Source organism: uncultured Thiothrix sp. (assembly GCF_937876535.1).
Classification (GTDB): domain Bacteria; phylum Pseudomonadota; class Gammaproteobacteria; order Thiotrichales; family Thiotrichaceae; genus Thiolinea.
In genome coordinates, this window is record NZ_CALFHZ010000005.1 from 70,020 (window position 1) to 88,899 (window position 18,880).

General features: G+C 44.3%; 14 protein-coding genes and 2 pseudogenes. 13 read left to right on the forward strand and 3 right to left on the reverse strand.

What is annotated here, in order from left to right:
* Positions 1 to 356 precede the first annotated feature (356 nt).
* The 7 genes and pseudogenes from Q0230_RS01655 (at position 357) to ettA (ending at position 9,344) form a co-directional block, all read left to right on the forward strand.
* Positions 357 to 1,487, forward strand: coding sequence for a glycosyltransferase (locus Q0230_RS01655; protein ID WP_298607500.1), 1,131 nt, complete (start codon positions 357 to 359; stop codon positions 1,485 to 1,487).
* Positions 1,487 to 2,935: a phosphomannomutase gene (locus tag Q0230_RS01660; protein WP_298607502.1), complete on the forward strand. Its 1,449-nt coding sequence runs from the start codon at positions 1,487 to 1,489 to the stop codon at positions 2,933 to 2,935. The genes Q0230_RS01655 and Q0230_RS01660 overlap by 1 nt, the downstream gene beginning before the upstream one ends.
* A 290-nt stretch (positions 2,936 to 3,225) precedes the next feature.
* A pseudogene (locus Q0230_RS01665) lies at positions 3,226 to 4,271 on the forward strand (IS5 family transposase).
* A gap of 102 nt (positions 4,272 to 4,373) precedes the next feature.
* Positions 4,374 to 5,389, forward strand: a pseudogene (locus Q0230_RS01670) (ISAs1 family transposase).
* Between the two features lie 306 nt (positions 5,390 to 5,695).
* On the forward strand, positions 5,696 to 6,610 hold the full coding sequence (locus Q0230_RS01675; protein ID WP_298607504.1) for an SDR family oxidoreductase: 915 nt from the start codon (positions 5,696 to 5,698) through the stop codon (positions 6,608 to 6,610).
* A 2-nt stretch (positions 6,611 to 6,612) separates the two neighbouring features.
* On the forward strand, positions 6,613 to 7,632 hold the full coding sequence (locus tag Q0230_RS01680) for a glycosyltransferase family 4 protein (RefSeq protein ID WP_298607506.1): 1,020 nt from the start codon (positions 6,613 to 6,615) through the stop codon (positions 7,630 to 7,632).
* 44 nt (positions 7,633 to 7,676) lie between these two features.
* Positions 7,677 to 9,344, forward strand: a complete 1,668-nt coding sequence (gene ettA / locus Q0230_RS01685; protein ID WP_298607508.1) for an energy-dependent translational throttle protein EttA — start codon at positions 7,677 to 7,679, stop codon at positions 9,342 to 9,344.
* Positions 9,345 to 9,404: 60 nt separating this feature from the next.
* Here ettA and Q0230_RS01690 read toward each other — a convergent pair whose 3' ends face one another.
* Complete coding sequence (locus Q0230_RS01690; protein WP_298607510.1) at positions 9,405 to 10,292, reverse strand: transglycosylase SLT domain-containing protein; 888 nt, start codon at positions 10,290 to 10,292, stop codon at positions 9,405 to 9,407.
* 351 nt (positions 10,293 to 10,643) lie between these two features.
* Between Q0230_RS01690 and mnmC the strand changes: the two genes are divergently transcribed.
* Both mnmC and Q0230_RS01700 read left to right on the forward strand, forming a co-directional pair.
* On the forward strand, positions 10,644 to 12,611 hold the full coding sequence (gene mnmC / locus Q0230_RS01695) for a bifunctional tRNA (5-methylaminomethyl-2-thiouridine)(34)-methyltransferase MnmD/FAD-dependent 5-carboxymethylaminomethyl-2-thiouridine(34) oxidoreductase MnmC (RefSeq protein WP_298607513.1): 1,968 nt from the start codon (positions 10,644 to 10,646) through the stop codon (positions 12,609 to 12,611).
* A 114-nt stretch (positions 12,612 to 12,725) separates the two neighbouring features.
* The gene (locus tag Q0230_RS01700) at positions 12,726 to 13,112 is read left to right on the forward strand and encodes a hypothetical protein (RefSeq protein WP_298607515.1); all 387 of its coding nucleotides are present in this window, start codon (positions 12,726 to 12,728) and stop codon (positions 13,110 to 13,112) included.
* Positions 13,113 to 13,155: 43 nt separating this feature from the next.
* On the opposite strand, the gene Q0230_RS01705 is transcribed toward Q0230_RS01700, so the two are convergent.
* Both Q0230_RS01705 and Q0230_RS01710 read right to left on the reverse strand, forming a co-directional pair.
* Positions 13,156 to 13,725, reverse strand: coding sequence for a hypothetical protein (locus Q0230_RS01705; protein WP_298607517.1), 570 nt, complete (start codon positions 13,723 to 13,725; stop codon positions 13,156 to 13,158).
* A 12-nt stretch (positions 13,726 to 13,737) separates the two neighbouring features.
* Complete coding sequence (locus tag Q0230_RS01710; protein ID WP_298607519.1) at positions 13,738 to 14,190, reverse strand: hypothetical protein; 453 nt, start codon at positions 14,188 to 14,190, stop codon at positions 13,738 to 13,740.
* A 281-nt stretch (positions 14,191 to 14,471) separates the two neighbouring features.
* Between Q0230_RS01710 and Q0230_RS01715 the strand changes: the two genes are divergently transcribed.
* The 4 genes from Q0230_RS01715 to dapD all read left to right on the forward strand — a co-directional run bounded on the left by Q0230_RS01715 (position 14,472) and on the right by dapD (position 18,857).
* On the forward strand, positions 14,472 to 15,119 hold the full coding sequence (locus tag Q0230_RS01715) for a hypothetical protein (protein WP_298607521.1): 648 nt from the start codon (positions 14,472 to 14,474) through the stop codon (positions 15,117 to 15,119).
* Between the two features lie 27 nt (positions 15,120 to 15,146).
* Entirely contained in the window at positions 15,147 to 16,712 is a 1,566-nt protein-coding gene (locus Q0230_RS01720; protein WP_298607523.1) for a c-type cytochrome, read from the forward strand.
* Positions 16,713 to 16,818: 106 nt separating this feature from the next.
* The gene (dapC, locus tag Q0230_RS01725) at positions 16,819 to 18,012 is read left to right on the forward strand and encodes a succinyldiaminopimelate transaminase (RefSeq protein ID WP_298607526.1); all 1,194 of its coding nucleotides are present in this window, start codon (positions 16,819 to 16,821) and stop codon (positions 18,010 to 18,012) included.
* Between the two features lie 20 nt (positions 18,013 to 18,032).
* The gene (dapD, locus tag Q0230_RS01730) at positions 18,033 to 18,857 is read left to right on the forward strand and encodes a 2,3,4,5-tetrahydropyridine-2,6-dicarboxylate N-succinyltransferase (protein ID WP_298607528.1); all 825 of its coding nucleotides are present in this window, start codon (positions 18,033 to 18,035) and stop codon (positions 18,855 to 18,857) included.
* Positions 18,858 to 18,880 lie beyond the last annotated feature (23 nt).

Here is an 18,880-nt window from a genome sequence, read left to right on the forward strand (position 1 = left end):
TGGCCGTTTAAGAAGCCGAAAACACGTAAACTGGAGCCAGAAGAGAAAGCCTTTAATCAATGATTGGCTCGATTTCGGGTCAAGGTTGAACACTGTATTCGTTCGTTAAAGATCTTTCGGCTCTTAAAAAGCGTTTATCGTGGACGGCGACGACGATTTGAACGGCAATTACGTTTGATCGCAGGACTCGTCAATCGCAGAATCCTTCCATCAAACTTTCGCAAGAGGTTTAATAAGTGAGCAAAAAATTAATGGTTAGTAATGGTGTAATCTTCTATTAAGTTGTAAAAATAAATTAAATTAATAGCTGCTAAGTATTATTAGTAGAAAAAGCATTTAATCGAAAAGATAATAAAATGACAATTTTAGCGCTCCATATCTACCGTACCTACTTTCCTGATCCTCCTGGTGGTCTTCAAGAGGCTATTCGCCAAATCACAATATCAACAAAATCCTTTGGTATAGAGTCAAAAGTTTTTGCTTTATCCCCCCATCCAACTCCAAATTTAATAACCTTAGAGGGAGTAGATATAGTTCGCTCCCGTTCCTGGGCTACCTTAGCCTCTTGTGACATTGGTGGGTTGGACTCCATCCGACGATTCATTTCTTTGTTCAAAGAAGCAGACGTCATTCACTACCACTATCCGTGGCCATTTGCTGATTTCATGAATTTGTTAGGTCAGCAGCCTAAGCCAAAAGTAATGACTTATCATTCAGATATTGTACGACAAAACATCTTAGGGAAACTTTATAACCCTTTAATGAGACATACACTCAAGACAATGGATCGAGTCATCGCAACATCATCGGCATATACTCAAACGAGTCCCACGCTTTCAAAGTACGTCAATCCTGAAAGAATACGTGTCATACCATTAGGTATAGATGAAAATAGCTACTCCCACACTACTTCAGAAACCTCTACACGCTTTAGTCTTAAATCTCACGTCCCATTTTTTTTATTCATTGGTGTGCTGCGTTATTACAAGGGGTTACACACCCTTATTGAGGCAGCTACACAAGTAAATGCTTCAATAATTATTGCAGGCACAGGCCAAGAAGATGCACGCTTACGCAGGAAGGCTGAGTTATGTAATGCAACAAATGTGATCTTTGCTGGACAAATTACTAATGCGGAAAAAATAGCATTACTCAAAGCATGTTGTGCTTTAGTGCTTCCATCCCACCTGCGCTCTGAAGCCTATGGTATGGTACTAGTTGAAGCCAGTATGTTTAGCAAACCGATGATCAGCTGTGAAATTGGTACAGGAACGTCTTTCATTAATAAAGACCAAGAAACGGGCTTCGTTGTACCACCAGAGTCCCCAATCATACTAGCTAAAAAAATGAACGCTCTACTAACAGACAATGAACTAAATAAAAGCTTCGGCAGAGCAGCACGACAACGCTATGAAACCTATTTTTCTGGTCCTGCATTGGGCAAATCATATGCCGATTTATACTATGAAGTTTTAGCGAAAAAATAATGACACCCAAAATAATCTTAGCAGAACAATACCCCCAAGTGGTTTTTGGTACGAGCGGAGTACGTGCATTAGTATGCGATCTTACGCCCCAAACCATATCCGCTTACATTTATGCATTTATGCAGCGTATGCAACACACACACGCTATTACTAATAAAAAAAGCATTGCTGTTGGGATGGACTTACGCCCCAGTAGCCCCCATATTGCTGCAGCTGTTAGCAATGCATTATTAAACTTAGGTTATCAAACTACTTTTTTAGGATCATTACCAACTCCTGCGCTTGCCCTTCATTGTCTATCGAAAGGCATACCTGGCATTATAGTCACAGGTAGCCATATCCCATTTGATCGTAATGGGCTAAAGTTTTACAGCCCAGATGGAGAAATTCTCAAAGAAGATGAACAAGCTATATCGACCTGCGTTATACCTAAACAATGGTTAGATACACTAAAACTGTCTTATAATCTATCTATTATTGATAAAGCGGCTAGCCAAGCATATATTCAACGTTACGTCACTCGTTTTGGTAAGATTTTAGTAGGATGGCGTATTGGTCTCTATGAACATAGTGCAGCAGGTCGTGATCTAACTAAAGCTGTTCTACACAAGTTAGGTGCAACTGTTATCTCATTAGGTAGAAGTGATAAATTTGTTCCAATTGACACTGAAGCCGTAAATGATGATGATTTACACCAAGCAGAATATTGGTGCAGTCAACATCATTTAGATGCTCTAGTATCGACTGATGGTGATGGAGATCGCCCTTTAGTTTTTGATGCTAATGGGCAGTTTATACGTGGTGATATTCTTGGTTTGCTATGTGCTAAGTACCTTGGCTTAACCACACTAGCAATACCTATTAATTGCACTACTGCTATTGAAAAGACTCAAGCATTCAAAAATATTCTACGTACTCGTATTGGGTCACCATATGTGGTTCAGGCCATGAATAATGTTCAAAATCAAGACGAATTTGTAGGAGGTTTTGAAGCTAATGGAGGTTTCTTACTACGCACCAACTTACCCGGCTTAAATTCACTACCTACTCGCGATGCTTTATTACCTATCGTCACAGTTTTAGGAAACGCTGCCAGACAAAACTTAACTTTAAGTATGATGTTAGAGCAATTACCAGCTCGTTATACTTATAGCGCTCGTCTCAAAGACACACCCTTTAGTTACTCTAAATCTTTATTGGATCGCCTTCTCAGTGATCACGAATATATTAAGAATCTATTCCCCGAAAAATTTGGCTTATCAAGCATTGATATTACAGATGGCGTTCGCTTGACTTTTGATGACGAAGATATTGTTCATTTACGACCATCTGGAAATGCCCCTGAATTACGTTGCTATACTGAAACTAGCAGCTTAGAATCAGCGAAATTACTTTGCATAACAACATTGAGTCATATTCAAAGCCAACTTAACCATGTCTTAGACTAATTGAAAAAGTATGTAACGATAGATTAGATATTCTGAATATGTTGCTTTTTCAGCAGTTAGATAGGTAGTAAACTAAGGGCAAACGCATGAATAAGTTAGTAAAATCAATAGCGAACGATTAACGCTCAAACGACACATCCTGATACCCCCCCTTTTCATCGAAGGGATACACTCATGCAAGATTATGACCTGTTTAACCACTTCTCCATCATTCAAGACTACCGGGAACCTCTAAAAACTCCCTAATACCTGTACAAATTTGAGAAAATGCCCACCTGAGCTTTCACTCCATTACTAGCTCCAAGAAAAGTGCTCTCAAAACCAGCTTGTTTGCCGCCGAAGAGGGTGAACAGAAACTCGACCACAAAGGCGACCTGCTGTCCACGCTGAACCAGCACGTCAACTTTGTCGCCTTAGCAGCAGAAATTGATCGCATCGCCCCACGCCCCAGTGACCAGCGAGGAGGCCGTCCGTCCTACCCAACGGAACTGATGGTACGGGGTTTGGTATTGCAACAACTGTACAACCTGTCGGACGAGGAATTGGAATGCCAATTGCTAGATCGGCTGTCGCTCCAACGGTTCTGTGGTCTGCGGCACTCCAGTACGATCCCGATGCCAACACCTTGTGGGTATTCCGTGAACGGATCAGTGTGGCAGGTGGTGCGGATGCACTGTTTGATGCTGTGCAACAGCAGTTACAACAGCACGGTTTTATAGCTCGTGGTGGTCAAATCGTCGATGCCACGTTGGTGGAAGCCCCTAAACAACATGTCCACAAAGAAGAAAAAGTGCTGTTAGAACAAGCGGCAACACCCGCTGGCTGGACACCGGCGCAACGTGGCCAAAAGGATACAGAAGCAAGTTGGACGAAGAAACACGGCAAAAGCTACTACGGTTAAAAACTCAGCATCAGTGCCGACCGGAAATATAAACTCATCTGCAAACGCCACATCAGCACTGCCAAAGAGCATGACACCAACCATTTTGAAATGGTGCTTGACCGAGCCAATACCTGCCGTGATGTATGGGCAGACAAAGGTTACGAAGACCCATCCCGTGAACAACGTCTCAACCAAGGTCGCTGGCGGTTACACATCCAGCACAAAGCCAAGAAAGGCAAACCGCCATCTGACTACCAGAAACGCCGCAACACCCACATCGCCAGACCCCGCGCACGGGTTGAGCATATGTTTGGGTCAATCGGTGCAATGGGTGGCAAAGCCATCCGTAGCATTGGGTTGGCACGGGCAGTATTCGGACTCAGTATCAAGGCTGCCGTGTATAACCTGCGGCGGCTTTGTTCGCTCAAAGCCAGCGGAGTTGTGCCCATTTGAGGGGGAAATCCCCGAAAGAGCCGCAAAAATGCGGGAAAACAACCTGAACATTGAGATGGTTTGATATTTTTTAATAAAATACCCATAGGCCAACGCTAACCACTGCAATATTCCGGGTTTTTAGAGGTTCCCTTCCGTCAAACGGGAAAAATTGAACACAAACTCAGCGATATTTTGCTCTTGTCTATCTACGCAGTTATTTCGGGTGCCGAGGGCTGGGAAGAAATTGAAGACTTTGGACATGATCGACTCACTAGGTTTACAAGCATACGCTGATTTTGATAACGGTATCCCCAGCCAAGATACCCTTGCTCACGTGATAAGCTTGATTAACCCACAACAATTCCAACACTATTTCGCTAACTGGATGCAAAGTTGCCATAAACTGACTGACGGGGACGTCATTGCCATTGACGGCAAAACCTTACGCGGCTCTTACGACAAGCGCCATAGAACAGGTCCTATCCACATGGTTACTACCTTTTCAACCGCGAATGGCGTGGTGTTAGGACAAGTCAAAACCGATGAAAAGTCCAATGAAATCAACGCCATTCCTGAATTATTGAAGCTTTTATCGGTGTGTGCAAGGGTAACCAGAAACGGCTTGAAGAAGCCTTTACGAAACATTTTCCGTTGAGTCATGTTGCACAGTACCCAGATGAGTACTTCAATACCATTGAAAAAGCACACAGCAGAGAATAAACCCGTTTCCATATCGTGAGCGGATTTCGTAGCGTTAAGTGCCGATTGGTCTGAGTCAAAAACGCTTGGTATCGCTTTGTCGTTCCGCACCACCACAGAGGAAATACCTGAAAATGCTATAATCCGCTATTACATCAGCTCTGCAACTCTCACCGCCAAACAATTCGCGAATGCTATCCGCAAACATTGGATAATTGAAAACCAGTTCCACTGGCGATTAGATGCGGCAATGGGTGAAGATGACTATCGCATTCGCCACGACAAAGCCGCCGAGAACATCGCTGGAATATGGCATATTGCTTTTAACGTATTGAACAGCTAAAACCTTCAAAGCAGGCATAAAGCGTAAACAGAAGAAGGCTGCCATGAATACTGACTATCTTTATAAGATATTGATGATTAAGGAATTTTCGTAACTTTACTGGGCTTTATAGGCAGAAAAGACGATAGCGAACCGAGGGCTAAAAGCATCTGGCTGGTCTATTTCACGAGTGCTGGACTCCATTTATGCCATTCAGATGGCTAGTGAGTTGGGGAAGGGCTGATTTGTGTATAAAGAGAGGCAGCGCCCGAATAAAAAATCATTAATTGATAAATTAATCACTGAGGGCTTTCAGTTGACCCCATACACGCAAACGGAGTCGACCACAACAGTTCTTATTATGTTTTAATTTAATCGTCGGGTTCTACAACTATGAATTGCTTATTGTGAGAGAGGTCTTTTGAACACTTTAATAACAGGAGCCAATGGATTTATTGGGCAACATCTAGAAAAAAAACTCCTAAGTACAGAAAAAACTTTAATTTTAATGTCTAGAGCAAAATTAAAGACTGTAGTAAGCCAAAACTACCAATGGTATCAATCTCAATGGCTTGAAAATATACACTGTATTATACATCTAGCAGCATTAGTACACAGTGCTGATCAGACTAAGCTTACTTTAAAAGACTATAGAGCGACTAATACTCTCGGAACACTCAACCTTGCTAGACAAGCAGCAGCAGCCGGGGCCAAACGTTTTATTTTTTTAAGTACCATTAAAGTAAATGGGGAAGAAAACCAAACTCCCTATACGGAAAAATCAACCCCAAATCCTAAAGATTATTATGCTATCTCTAAATGGGAAGCAGAGCAAGGCTTAAAGGAGCTTAGTAAAGAAACTGGGATGGAAGTTGTAATTATCCGCCCACCTCTTGTATATGGTTCCAATGTTAAAGCCAACTTTCTGAAAATGATGCAATGGGTTGATAAAGGCGTTCCCTTACCCTTCGGTGCTATTCATAATCAGCGTAGTTTAATTTATGTAGATAACCTAGTTGATTTTATAATTCATTGCTTAGAGCATCCTCAAGCTGCAAATGAAACATTTTTAATTAGTGATGGACAAGATCTTTCAACCACAGAATTACTAAAAAAATTAGCTTACTACTTCAATAAAGACAACTACCTTCTACCCATGAATCCTAGTTTATTAAATACACTACTTACTTTAATGGGTAAAAAAGCTGAAGCTCAACGTCTATTAGGTTCACTGACTATTAACTCCAACTATGCTCGCAGTCAGTTAAACTGGAAACCTCCTTTTTCTGTAGACGAAGGCCTTGCAAGAACTGTCCAGTCTTATCAACAAAATTAATAATGCTCTATTTAGCCATATCAACCTTTGTCGTTAGTCTTTTAATAACAGCCTTAGTAAGAAAATATGCTTATCAGCTTAGACTCACCCGAGAACCTAATCACCGTTCTTCACATACTAAAATAACACCACATGGTGGTGGTTTAGGTATTGTAGCAGGCACAATTTTTTTTACACTATGGCTATTCTTTCAAAATAATGTTCAATATTGGGTTTATGGCTTCACTAGTGTATTAGCTATACTAATTGCGGCTAAGGGCTTGATTGATGATATCTATCACTTAGCCCCCAAAATACGCCTACTTATACAGATTATAGCCTCCTGCTCCTTAGTCGTTATCATTCAGAGCATTCCTATTCCTGGGTTTGAACCTATTCTTAACTTACCTATGCCTCTTACCATAGGCTTTATTTTATTCGCTAGTCTATGGTGGCTAAATCTTTTTAACTTCATGGATGGCATTGATGGCCTAGCGGCTTGCCAAGCAATTTTCATGTTGTTATCCGCAGCCCTCTTAATAGCACTCAAAAGCCCTGAGTTAGTTAATCTAACACTTTGGCAATGGATTATTTATTTAGCTATCGCAGTATTAGGCTTTTTAACATATAACTGGCCACCTGCTAAGATTTTTATGGGTGATGTTGGTAGTAGTTTTTTAGCGTTTATGTTACTGGTCATAGCATTGACAACCATTAGCCTACATTGGATGAACTATGCAACTTGGGCCATTTTAGGCACGCTTTTTATTAGTGATGCGAGCATTACATTATTGAGACGGATGCTAACTGGGCAAAATTGGCTAGAAGCACACCGCACCCATGCCTATCAACGTTTAGCTCGACGCTGGCAATCACATAAGAGAGTAACTCTTAGTTTTATAACTATTAATCTAATTTGGTCATTACCCTTAGCTTATGTCTCATTAAACTATCCAGATAGCTCTTGGCTTTTTCTACTAATCGCCTACTTACCTATTATAACGCTAGTGATACTATTAGGCGCAGGTCGGCCCGAAAACTAAAGCCGAATAATATTAAAGATCACCAATTTCAGCTTGGAGCACAGATGGCCCAATACATCTACACCATGAACGGTGTCGGCAAGGTCGTACCGCCGAACCGTTTTATTTTAAAGGATATTTATCTAAATTTTTTCCCGGGTGCGAAGATCGGCGTACTCGGTTATAACGGTGCGGGTAAATCTACACTGCTACGAATTATGGCAGGTGTAGATCAAGAAATCGTTGGTGAGGCACGTCCACAACCTGGGATTAACATTGGTTACCTGCCACAAGAGCCGCAGTTGAATCCTGCTAAGGATGTGCGCGGTAATGTGGAAGAAGGCTTAACAGTCATTAAGGATGCTCAGGAAAAGTTAGAAGCTGTGTATGCTGCTTATGCTGAGCCTGATGCAGATTTCGATGCGCTAGCCGCTGAGCAGGCACGTTTAGAGAATATTCTGCAAGCTGCTGATGTACATAATCTAGAGCATACTTTAGAAGTCGCTGCGGATGCTTTACGTTTGCCGCCTTGGGATGCGGATGTATCTACCCTATCCGGTGGTGAGAAACGGCGTGTTGCTTTATGTCGTTTATTACTTTCATCCCCTGACATGCTGATTTTGGATGAACCGACCAATCATTTAGATGCTGAATCAGTCGCTTGGTTGGAGCGTTTCTTACAAGACTTTCCAGGTACTGTGGTTGCAGTTACACATGATCGCTACTTCTTGGATAATGTAGCCGGTTGGATTTTAGAGCTAGATCGTGGACAAGGTATTCCTTGGGAAGGCAACTATTCTTCTTGGTTGGATCAGAAAGAGCGGCGCTTAACTCAAGAAAAGAAAGCTGAGCAAGGTCGCCTAAAAGCGATGAAAGAGGAATTGGAATGGGTACGCTCTAACCCCAAAGGTCGCCAAGCCAAAAGCAAAGCACGCATGCAACGCTTCGAAGAATTATCTTCGAGCGATTATCAAAAACGTGCTGAAACCAATGAAATCTATATTGCCCCAGGGCCACGCCTAGGTGATTTGGTCATTGAGGCCAATAATATTAGTAAAGCCTTTGGTGATCGTGTTTTGTATGACAATTTAAGCTTCAATTTACCGAAAGGTGGGATTGTTGGTGTGATCGGCCCGAATGGTGCAGGTAAAACCACTCTCTTCCGCTTAATCACTGGCCAAGAGCAACCGGATAATGGTGAGTTCCGGGTAGGTGATACAGTTAAGATTGCTTATGTCGACCAGTCGCGTGATGCTTTAGATGCAAATAAAACCGTATTCCAAGAAATTGCTGACGGCCATGATCTGATGAATGTGAATGGCTACACTTTACAATCTCGTGCGTATATTGGCCGTTTCAATTTTAAAGGTGAAGGCCAGCAAAAACGGATTGGTGATTTGTCAGGTGGTGAGCGTAACCGTGTGCATCTAGCTAAGCTCTTGAAATCGGGCGGCAACTTACTGCTACTGGATGAGCCGACTAATGACTTAGATGTGGAAACCTTACGTGCTTTAGAGGAGGCGTTATTAAACTTCCCTGGTTGTGCGGTCGTGATCTCGCATGACCGGTGGTTCCTCGACCGGATTGCTACGCATATTTTAGCCTTCGAAGGTGATTCGCAAGTTACTTGGTTTGAAGGTAACTATAGCGATTACGAAGAAGACTATAAGCGCCGTCACGGTAATGAACTATATCCACAGCGCATCAAGTATAAGCGCCTCAAAACGGCTTAAACTTACTAGCTTCACCTACAAAAAAAGCCCTCACTCGAGGGCTTTTTTATTTCTATTCTTTCATTCCAAACTGCATTCAGAAACCTTGAGCACCTGCTCAGGTTTAATCACTGCACGTTTTTCTTCCATGTCATTATAGCGCTTGATCATGATTTTCGAGGAACCTGTGACCTTACTGATGCGGTCAATGGAATCATTATCTTTGACGGTGTAGAAGAAGGTGCGAATGCCTTTTTTATCTTTGTAGGAGGTGGACTTATTGAGCTTTTTGGAGGCTGATTTACAGCTAGGGAGCAGGCGTTTTTCGACGGACTTAGGGGTGAGAATACGTTCAACGCTACTCGATCGTAAGTACTTACCAGTAATCACTGGTTCTGTCACTTCTGCTTCAGATTCAGCCGCAACGGGGTACAGTTGATCTTCAATCAAACTAGCCCGTTGAAACTGGGCAGCAGCAGCTAAATTGGGGGCAAACAAGACTTGGCTATTGCGATTAGCTAATTTGCGATAAGCATTTAATACCTGTACTAAATAACGGCGTGTTTCTTGATAAGGCACATTCCAACCATATTGATCTACAGTGCCTTCCCCTGAATTATAGGCCGCTACTGCATGATAGATGCTGCCATCATAACGATCTAATAACCAGCGCAAATACCGTGTGCCTGCATGCACATTGTGCGTCACACTTTTATCGGTGGCTCCGAACCGGCGGGCGGTGGCAGGCATTAGTTGCATTAAGCCATAAGCACCTTTATGGGACACTGCAGTTGGACGGAAACAAGTCTCAGCCGTGATCACCGCTTGAATAAGATCGGCACTGACGCCATATTGCAGTGAGACTGCATTGATCAGGTTTTGATAAGCACTCGCTTTTTGGCGAATGATCGTCGGGCTATTTTGATCACAGGTTCTTAAACCTGCTTGAGTAGTAGTAGTGAATGACACTCCTGTCACACATATTAAAAACTGCACACAAATCCATTGGGACAGTCTCTTTCTCATCTTTGGCATCTCTCTACTTTATGCTGCAAAGCACACAAAATCTACGCTTGTCAAGATCACACAGATTTAGCCGCATTCAATGCTTCCTGAAAAATCATGGCTTTATATAACAAGCCCCTATTAAGTCGCTAATCTTTATTTTCGATTGAAAATTAAATTTTCTAATAGTTTTTATCGAAAACAAGTCTACTAGCGCCTTAGGAAGTTGCTAAGCTAAGGTTGAGTAAAGTATTTTTATAGCCTGCCAAAAACTTCAGCACGAGATTTGAGCGTCAAACTCAAACATTAAATTTTATGTTGCCCGAAATTTACCCTGCAAAAATTGAACTTGATGTGAATGGTTTGCCCTTCGCAACTGATTACGGTGATCGCTATTTCTCTCGTGAAAGTGGTTTAGACGAAACTCGCCATGTGTTTCTACAAGGCAATCAGCTACCTGAAGCTTGGCAAGGCAAGGATCAATTCATCATCGCTGAAACAGGCTTTGGTACTGGTTTAAATTTTTTAGCCACGTGGCAAACTTGGCAAAATGATCCGAAACACTGCACAAGCCTCCATTATATTTCTTTTGAAAAACACCCCATTCCGAAAGCTCAACTGGCTGAGCTATTAGCGACTTGGCCAGAATTAGACAAACTTACACAGGAACTTCTCCTACAATACCCCCCTGTGTTGGCAGGCTTTCATCAGCTTAAGTTTGCTAATCATCAAGTAAATTTAACCCTGTGCTTTGCAGATGCAGAGAGTGCACTCAAGGATTTAGTCGCGAAAGTAGATGCTTGGTATTTAGATGGCTTCGCCCCTACGAAAAACGCAGAACTTTGGTCAGCTCCGCTATTTCAAGCCATCGCTGCACATAGTAAACCCCACAGTACGCTAGCTACCTTTACGGTTGCAGGCCAAGTACGCCGCAATCTACAAGCTGCAGGCTTTACTTGGGAAAAACGTACAGGTTTTGGACAGAAGCGGGAAATGTTGACCGCAAGATTAACTGGAATAAGTGCTACTCACTTAGAAGCCGCTTGGTTTAGCTTACCTGCACCGCAATTTAAAGAACGGACTGCCACCATAATCGGTGCAGGTGTTGCAGGCTGTCAAATTGCCTATGCTCTAGCCTTACGTGGCTGGCAGGTGCAACTACTAGAACAGCAGAGAGAAATCGCTCAAGAGGCTTCAGGCAATCGTGCCGGGGTACTCACGCCGAAAATGACTGCTGAACCGGATTGGGGTGAGCGCTTTTATCGGCAAGCCTTTTTATATGCAGCACGCCAGCTACAAAGCTTGATTCAAGAGCCTGCAAACAAAGAGTTAGAATGGTTTGCCTCCGGCTCTTTACAACTCAAGCATAATGCTAGTGAAACCAAGCGTTGCCAGGCTTTAGAAGAACGCGGTTTGCCCAGCGATTTTATTCAGCTACTAGATGCAACAGAAGCTTCGAGCTTAGCTGGGATTCAACTAGCAATGGGCGGCAGTTACTTTCCAAAAGCAGGTTATTTATATCCACGCAGCTTATGTAAAGCACTCACTCAACATCCTTTAATTAAGCTGCAAACCCAAACTGAAGCCTTGCATCTTATCCAAACAGCGCAAGAAACTTGGCAAGTGCTGAATGCAGCCAATGAATTGATCGCTGAATCGGCTGTCGTTGTATTAGCGAATGGCAAAGATGTAGCTCAGTTTACCCAAAGCAATTTCCTCCCGTTTTTGCCAGTACGAGGGCAAACTACTCAAGCAGTAGCCAACGTTTACACTAGTCAACTCCAACTCTCTTTAGGGCATGAAGGCTATTTAACCCCTGCCATTGCAGGTCAACATATTTTTGGTGCGAGCTTTGAGCGTGGGGAAGCACTAGCCTCCATCAAATCTAGCGATGATGAACTTAACTATCAGCAATTAGCACACTATCTACCTGAATTCGCAGCTAATTTAGGTACTAAAGCCAGTAGCCATGCAGCCATTCGGATGACTACGCCAGATCGCTATCCTTATGTTGGGCCTTTACCTGACCCTGATTTATTTCGGCAAACTTATGCTGGTATTCAACATGGGGCTAAGTACAAAACTTGGCCGCAAGCCCGCTATCAAACAGGTCTATTTATTAGTGCGGGCTACGGTTCACGAGGTTTAACTACAACGCCTTTGTGTAGTGAATTATTAGCCGCACTCATCACTGGGGAACCATTACCGCTTGAACTGAGTCTTTATTACAAACTGCATCCTGCACGATTTTTATTGAAGAAACTGCAACAACAACGTGATTGAACCGTGAATGGGTTACAAATCCACAAATACCCGTCTATAGTTGATAGTCATGTTAAGTTTCTGAGACTCAGTTGCTTTTCTAAACCCCAAACACAATCAAGAAGGAGAATCCCCATGAAAAAAACTTGGCTGCTGACCTTGGCTTTATGTGTGGTATCGGGCGCTGCATCTGCCCAGCAGTGGGAAGCCAAATGCACCGATGGTAAAAACCTGCATTACCTACAAACACTTAGTGGTGAAGGCTATTTATATATGACGGTGAATTTGCCAACCAATGAGAAGCGGGTATTCCCTTTCGCACGGATGCGTCAAACCATGTTTAATGGGGAAGCGGTTTGTGGCGAGATTGTGAATGGTCTGAGAACACGCTCAAATAAACCTGTGACACAATATTGTGTCAATCGGGTCTCTAAACTGATCTATCTGAAATACCAAGATCCCCTTGAACAGCAACCCTTGGTCAGCGGTAAATTCTGCGACGCCACTGTCTTACAACGTTAAGGCTGTAAGCCAATCCGCCATCGGTGATGGTGGCGGATAATCATTAGGGCTTAATTGGAGCTGTAGCTGTCTCAGTAGTTTGACGTACTGCCTCAAGTTGTTTAGTCAGCTCTTGATTACGCTGCTCTAACTCTACCATTTGCTGTTCTAAACGCTGACGCTCAGAGGTAAGTTGAGTAGATTGGTCGCGTAGTGAACGCAAATTTTCTATCATCTTTTCATAACGTTTCCGTTCTTTCGTGGATAGTGCTTTTAGCTCTTTCTCCGATAACACCAAATTGTCAGGAATCGCTGCAACTTCAGTCGTTTTTGCAGGCGCTACACTTACTGGTTCTGACTTAGGAGTTTCCGTTGGCTTAGCCGTTGCTAAAGATTCTGCTTGAACTGCAGATGGTGTAGCTTCTTTGGCTGGCTCTAAGGTTGGAATCGGACTCACTCCATTTTCAACCACAGTCGTATCGGGTTGCCTAGCGGCTAATTGCACAGTTTCGCCAGCATTTAAAGCATTTGAGCTAGCCAAGTGAGTTTTATTGCCCAACAACCATAATAAACTTAGTGTAAGAACCAGTAGAGCCAAAAATAGGCTAATTAAACGGGAATTGCTGAGGTACACGAAACTTTTTCCTTATTTATGACTTGCGAACAACTGCTGCCACCAACGCCGGCGATTTTGGGGCATGGGTACTGTGTGCGGCAAATCAATAGGTTTTAATTTAGAGATAATCCAAGCCGGTAAAGGTTGTACACCTTTACTTCCACACATAGTGCCTAAATTATGCGGATCAAAGATTTTAATCAAGCTAGGCTGCTGAAAATTATCCACATACACAATCCCACAATAGTCTTCTGCATGTTCACGCCGCAATAAACGATCCACTTCCTGAATAAACTGTTGAACTTGTACAGAGTTTGCTACCTGTTCAGGTGGCTCCTCACCAACGGCATACAGATACCACTGACTATTTGAATCATACAGAACAGTAGCCCATAATTGATCTAATTGCGGCCAACGCAATACGCCTTGAAAACCACCTCGAAACACATGAAGAAAATCAAGGTTTTTCGCAGTTTCGTCCATGCACCCCACCGATATTTACCTGAATTTTTTTACCTATAATCCCAGTAATCACAGATACTTAGCTTTAGGTCTTATTGCATCTGCACAAAATCTGCAAACTCATGCAACTAGCCTACGTATCTATTAATGAACGGTAATTGACAGCTCTAGCAAAGCTCCCTAGGATGCGCACATCCCACCAAAGTGTGCTGAATCTAACTATTTTCAGGCATTTAAGGTGATTGCTAGCGGCAATTTAGGGCTAATTTAACCTATTTTTTTGATTTTTGGAGAATAATCTTATGAAAAATGTTACCGTCAGTTTATCCGCTTTAATGTTAGCCTTAGGTTTGTTAGCAGGTTGCGGTGAGAAAGCTGAAAATACAGCTGCACCTAGCCAAACCACTGAAAAAGCAGCACAAGACGCTGCAGCAGCGACTGAAAAAGCTGCGGATGCTACTACAAAAGCCGCTGACGCGACCGCTGAAGCAGCCAAAGCAACAGCTGATGCTGCTGCTAAAGCTACTGAAGATGCTGCTAAGGCTACAGCTGCCGCTGCCACTAATGCAGCTGAAACTGTAAAAGATGCTGCTGCTACTGCAGTAGAAGCCACTAGTGAAGCAGCTAAAACTACTTTAGATGCAGCACAAAACGCAGGCCAAGCCGCTGGTGAAGCGGTAAAGGATACTGCTCAAGCTGCAGGTGAGGCCGTAAAAGCAACTGCTCAAGACGCTGCTGCTGCCACCGCTGCTGCTGCGGGTGCAGTAACTGAAGGTGCTAAAGAAGCAGTGAAAGCGACTGCTGACGCAGCTAGCGATGCCGCTCAAGGCGCTGCTAACGCTGTCACTAATGCTGCAGATGCGACCAAAGCAGCTGTTGAAGATGATGGGGATGAAGAAACTGAAGGCAAAAAACCAGAAGGCACCACTGAAGCCCCAAAAACTAACTAGTTTTAAATAAGAACCGGGAGCCACGCGATGAAACAGGTTGTTGTCAGTATATCTACCCTTTTCCTTACAGTCGGCTTATTAAGCGGCTGTGGCGAGAAAACCGAGAAGGCCGCCACTACGACTCCAACCACGGAGTCTGCGAAAGCTACTACTGACACTGCCACGCAAGCAGCTCCCGCTTCTACTGAAGCAGCCAAGTCAACGACTGAAGCTGCTGCAGCACCCACTGAAGCAGCTAAACCGGCTACGGAAGCAAGTACATCAGCTACTACAGAGCCAGTAACGCCAAGTGTTACTGCTACAACTGCAGAAAGCAAACCAGTTACTGAATCTGCCACTACCACACCAACTGAATCAACAGCCACTACAACCGAAGTAGCTAAATCAGCGAGTGCAACTACTGCGCCAGCTGCCGCTGATCCTGCGCAAACCACTACTACTGTGACAGAGAATGCAACACCAGCGGCAATAGATACTACTAATCAAGCCGCAACTGCCACAACAGAAACCGTACAAGCCGTCACTGAAACGGCTACTAGCACTGAAGCCGCGAAAGTAAGCACTGAAACAACGTCAACAGCGACAGAATCAACTCAAACTGCTACAACAACGGAAGCTACAAAAGCCACAACCGAAGCAACTGCACCTGCCGCTAGCACTGAAACTCAAGCTACTACAGAGACAGCTACGCCAACTGCTACACCCGCAACAGATACAGCTGCTAGTCAACCCGCAGCAGCGACTGAAGCCACCACCCAAACTACCCAAGCAGCAGTCGAATCGACTCCGACTGCTGCTCCAGCAACGACTGAAGCAGTAGCTACTGAAACTGCCAAGCCTGCAGAGGCAAGCGCAAGTACTGCTGAAACAACAACACCTGCTTTAGGTGGAATGAGCATCGACGGAAGCACCAGCACGCCTACAACGGCTGCGTCACCGGCAACTGAAACAGCTAACACAGCTACTGCGCAACCTACTGCTCCTGCTTTAGGCTCAATGACCATTGACTCCAGTGCAAGTAATTCTGCTCCAGCAGAAGTTGCACCAGCTGCTAGTACAGCTACAACAGCCACTACCACTGAAACAAGTACAACTACTCAGCCTGCCGCCCCTGCTTTAGGCTCAATGACCATTGACTCTAGTGCAAGTACGACTGCTCCAGCAGCAAACACTGCCACGGCTACTGCTCCAGCAGAAGCTACACCAGCTGCTAGTACAACTACAGCAACCACTGCAGCACCAGCCACTACCGAAGCAGCTAAACCAGCTGAGTCTGCTCCTGTAGCTGCTCAGAGCCAAACACAGACACAGACTACAGCTGCACCAGCTACGCAAGCAGCACCTACCCCAGCTATCAATGGTGAACAAATTTATCGCTCTTTATGCTTTAGTTGCCATGATATGGGAGTTGCCAATGCGCCTAAGCTAGGCGATAAAGTTGCTTGGGCACCACGGGTTGCTGCTGGTATGGACTCGCTCTATACCAACTCACTTAAAGGCAAAAACGCGATGCCGGCTAAAGGTGGGAATGCCGCTTTAAGTGATGATGAAGTCAAAACAGCGGTTGATTTCATGCTCTCTAGCGTGAAATAAGCAGTTCAATTCACATAGAAAAGCCTCCTTTTTGGAGGCTTTTCTTTTTTCCGCTTCTGTCCTGTATACTCAGTTTTTTTAGCTAACTTGTGCCCCTGTCCTTAGCATGAACAGTGATTTAAACCAGCTTCACCCCTACCCCTTTGAAAAAATTCGTCACCTCCTCAAAGGTGTGGCTCCAGCCAACCAGCCTGCTGTCTCCTTAGCGATTGGCGAGCCTAAACATCCTACACCGGACTTTATTCATCAAGCAGTCACCGAGCATTTACAAGGCTTAGCCACCTATCCCTTAACTAAGGGTGATGCCCATTTACGCCAAGCCATTAGTGCATGGCTTACGCAACGTTTTCAGTTACCTACAGGCTCCATTGATCCTGAGCAACAGGTGTTACCCGTCAATGGTACCCGTGAAGCCTTGTTTGCTTTTGCCCAAGCGATTATTGAGCGTAAAGCTAAACCTGCAGTACTCATGCCCAATCCCTTTTATCAAATTTATGAAGGGGCTGCTTTTCTTGCAGGGGCTGAACCAGTTTATCTGAACTGCACAGAAGAACAGGGTTTTATCCCCGCTTTTGATGCTGTTTCGCCTGAACTTTGGGAACGCTGCCAATTACTGTATATCTGTACACCGGGCAACCCAACTGGCGCTGTCATGTCGATTGCACAATTACAAAGGCTGATTAATTTAGCCCAGCAATATAATTTTGTGATTGCTTCCGATGAGTGTTATTCGGAGCTATATTTCGACGAAACCAAGCCACCAGTAGGCTTGCTCCAAGCGGCAGCACAAATGGGGAATAGTGCGTATAAGCATTGTGTGGTATTTCATAGCTTATCCAAGCGATCGAATGCACCAGGCATGCGCTCGGGATTTATTGCAGGTGATGCGGAGATTTTAGCGAAGTTTTTGCTGTATCGAACCTATCATGGCTGTGCAATGCCCCCCCCTTTCCAAGCCGCTAGCGTAGTGGCTTGGAAAGATGAAGCGCATGTCCGGGCTAATCGTGATCAATATCGAGCTAAGTTTGCGGCGGTTCTAGAAATTTTGTCGCCCGTGATGGATGTAAAAAAACCAGATGCGGGTTTTTATTTATGGCCAGTCACGCCCATCGATGATCAAGCCTTTACTAAAGAACTAGTCGCACGGGCAAATGTACATATTGTCCCCGGCAGTTATTTATCACGTGAAACTGCAGCGGGTAATCCGGGGCAAAATCGCGTGCGCATGGCCTTAGTTGCCACCCAAGAAGAATGTATCGAGGCGGCGCAACGCATCCGCCATGTTATTGAACAGTTATGAGATTTGCTTTGGAGAGATCAATGTCTGATTTGCAAGCTACCATCGAAGCCGCTTTTGAGCGCCGTGCGGAAATTACCCCGAAAAATGTTGATGCCACCACACGTGATGCAGTTAACTCTGCTTTAGCACTACTTGATAGCGGTAAGGCGCGTGTTGCAGAACGCCAAGAGGTCGGGAAATGGGTAGTGAATGAATGGCTGAAAAAGGCTGTGCTACTCTCTTTCCGCATTAATGACAATGTGGTAATGGCGGGTGGCTGCACTCAATACTATGACAAAGTACCGTCTAAATTTGCTGATATGACCAGCGAAGAATTCGCAGCTAGTGGCATTCGGGTCGTTCCACAAGCCATCGCTCGGCGTGGCTCTTTTATTGCGGCTGGCACGGTATTAATGCCCTCCTATGTGAATATTGGCGCGTATGTTGATACAGGTACAATGGTTGACACGTGGGCAACGGTAGGCTCTTGTGCGCAGATTGGTAAGAATGTACATCTGTCAGGCGGTGTAGGCATTGGCGGCGTATTAGAACCATTGCAAGCAGCACCGACTATTATCGAGGATAATTGCTTTATTGGTGCACGTTCAGAAGTGGTCGAAGGCGTGATCGTTGAAGAAGGCTCAGTCATATCAATGGGTGTGTATATCGGTCAAAGCACCCGGATTTATGATCGTGAGAATGACGAAATCATCTATGGTCGTATTCCCGCTGGCTCCGTCGTGGTTTCTGGCAACTTACCGTCGGCAGATGGCAAATGTAGCCTTTATTGTGCAGTCATCGTGAAGCGTGTCGATGCTAAAACGCGTGGCAAAGTTGGCATTAACGAGCTATTACGCGGAATCTAACTTACATCCTGCATAGTGGCTGG

Coding starts and splice junctions, on each gene's coding strand:
- Q0230_RS01655 (WP_298607500.1), top strand. CDS start 357: ATGACAATTTTAGCGCTCCATATCTACCGTACCTACTTTCCTGATCCT.
- Q0230_RS01660 (WP_298607502.1), top strand. CDS start 1,487: ATGACACCCAAAATAATCTTAGCAGAACAATACCCCCAAGTGGTTTTT.
- Q0230_RS01680 (WP_298607506.1), top strand. CDS start 6,613: ATGCTCTATTTAGCCATATCAACCTTTGTCGTTAGTCTTTTAATAACA.
- ettA (WP_298607508.1), top strand. CDS start 7,677: ATGGCCCAATACATCTACACCATGAACGGTGTCGGCAAGGTCGTACCG.
- mnmC (WP_298607513.1), top strand. CDS start 10,644: ATGTTGCCCGAAATTTACCCTGCAAAAATTGAACTTGATGTGAATGGT.
- Q0230_RS01700 (WP_298607515.1), top strand. CDS start 12,726: ATGAAAAAAACTTGGCTGCTGACCTTGGCTTTATGTGTGGTATCGGGC.
- Q0230_RS01710 (WP_298607519.1), bottom strand. CDS start 14,190: ATGGACGAAACTGCGAAAAACCTTGATTTTCTTCATGTGTTTCGAGGT.
- Q0230_RS01715 (WP_298607521.1), top strand. CDS start 14,472: ATGAAAAATGTTACCGTCAGTTTATCCGCTTTAATGTTAGCCTTAGGT.
- Q0230_RS01720 (WP_298607523.1), top strand. CDS start 15,147: ATGAAACAGGTTGTTGTCAGTATATCTACCCTTTTCCTTACAGTCGGC.
- dapC (WP_298607526.1), top strand. CDS start 16,819: ATGAACAGTGATTTAAACCAGCTTCACCCCTACCCCTTTGAAAAAATT.
- dapD (WP_298607528.1), top strand. CDS start 18,033: ATGTCTGATTTGCAAGCTACCATCGAAGCCGCTTTTGAGCGCCGTGCG.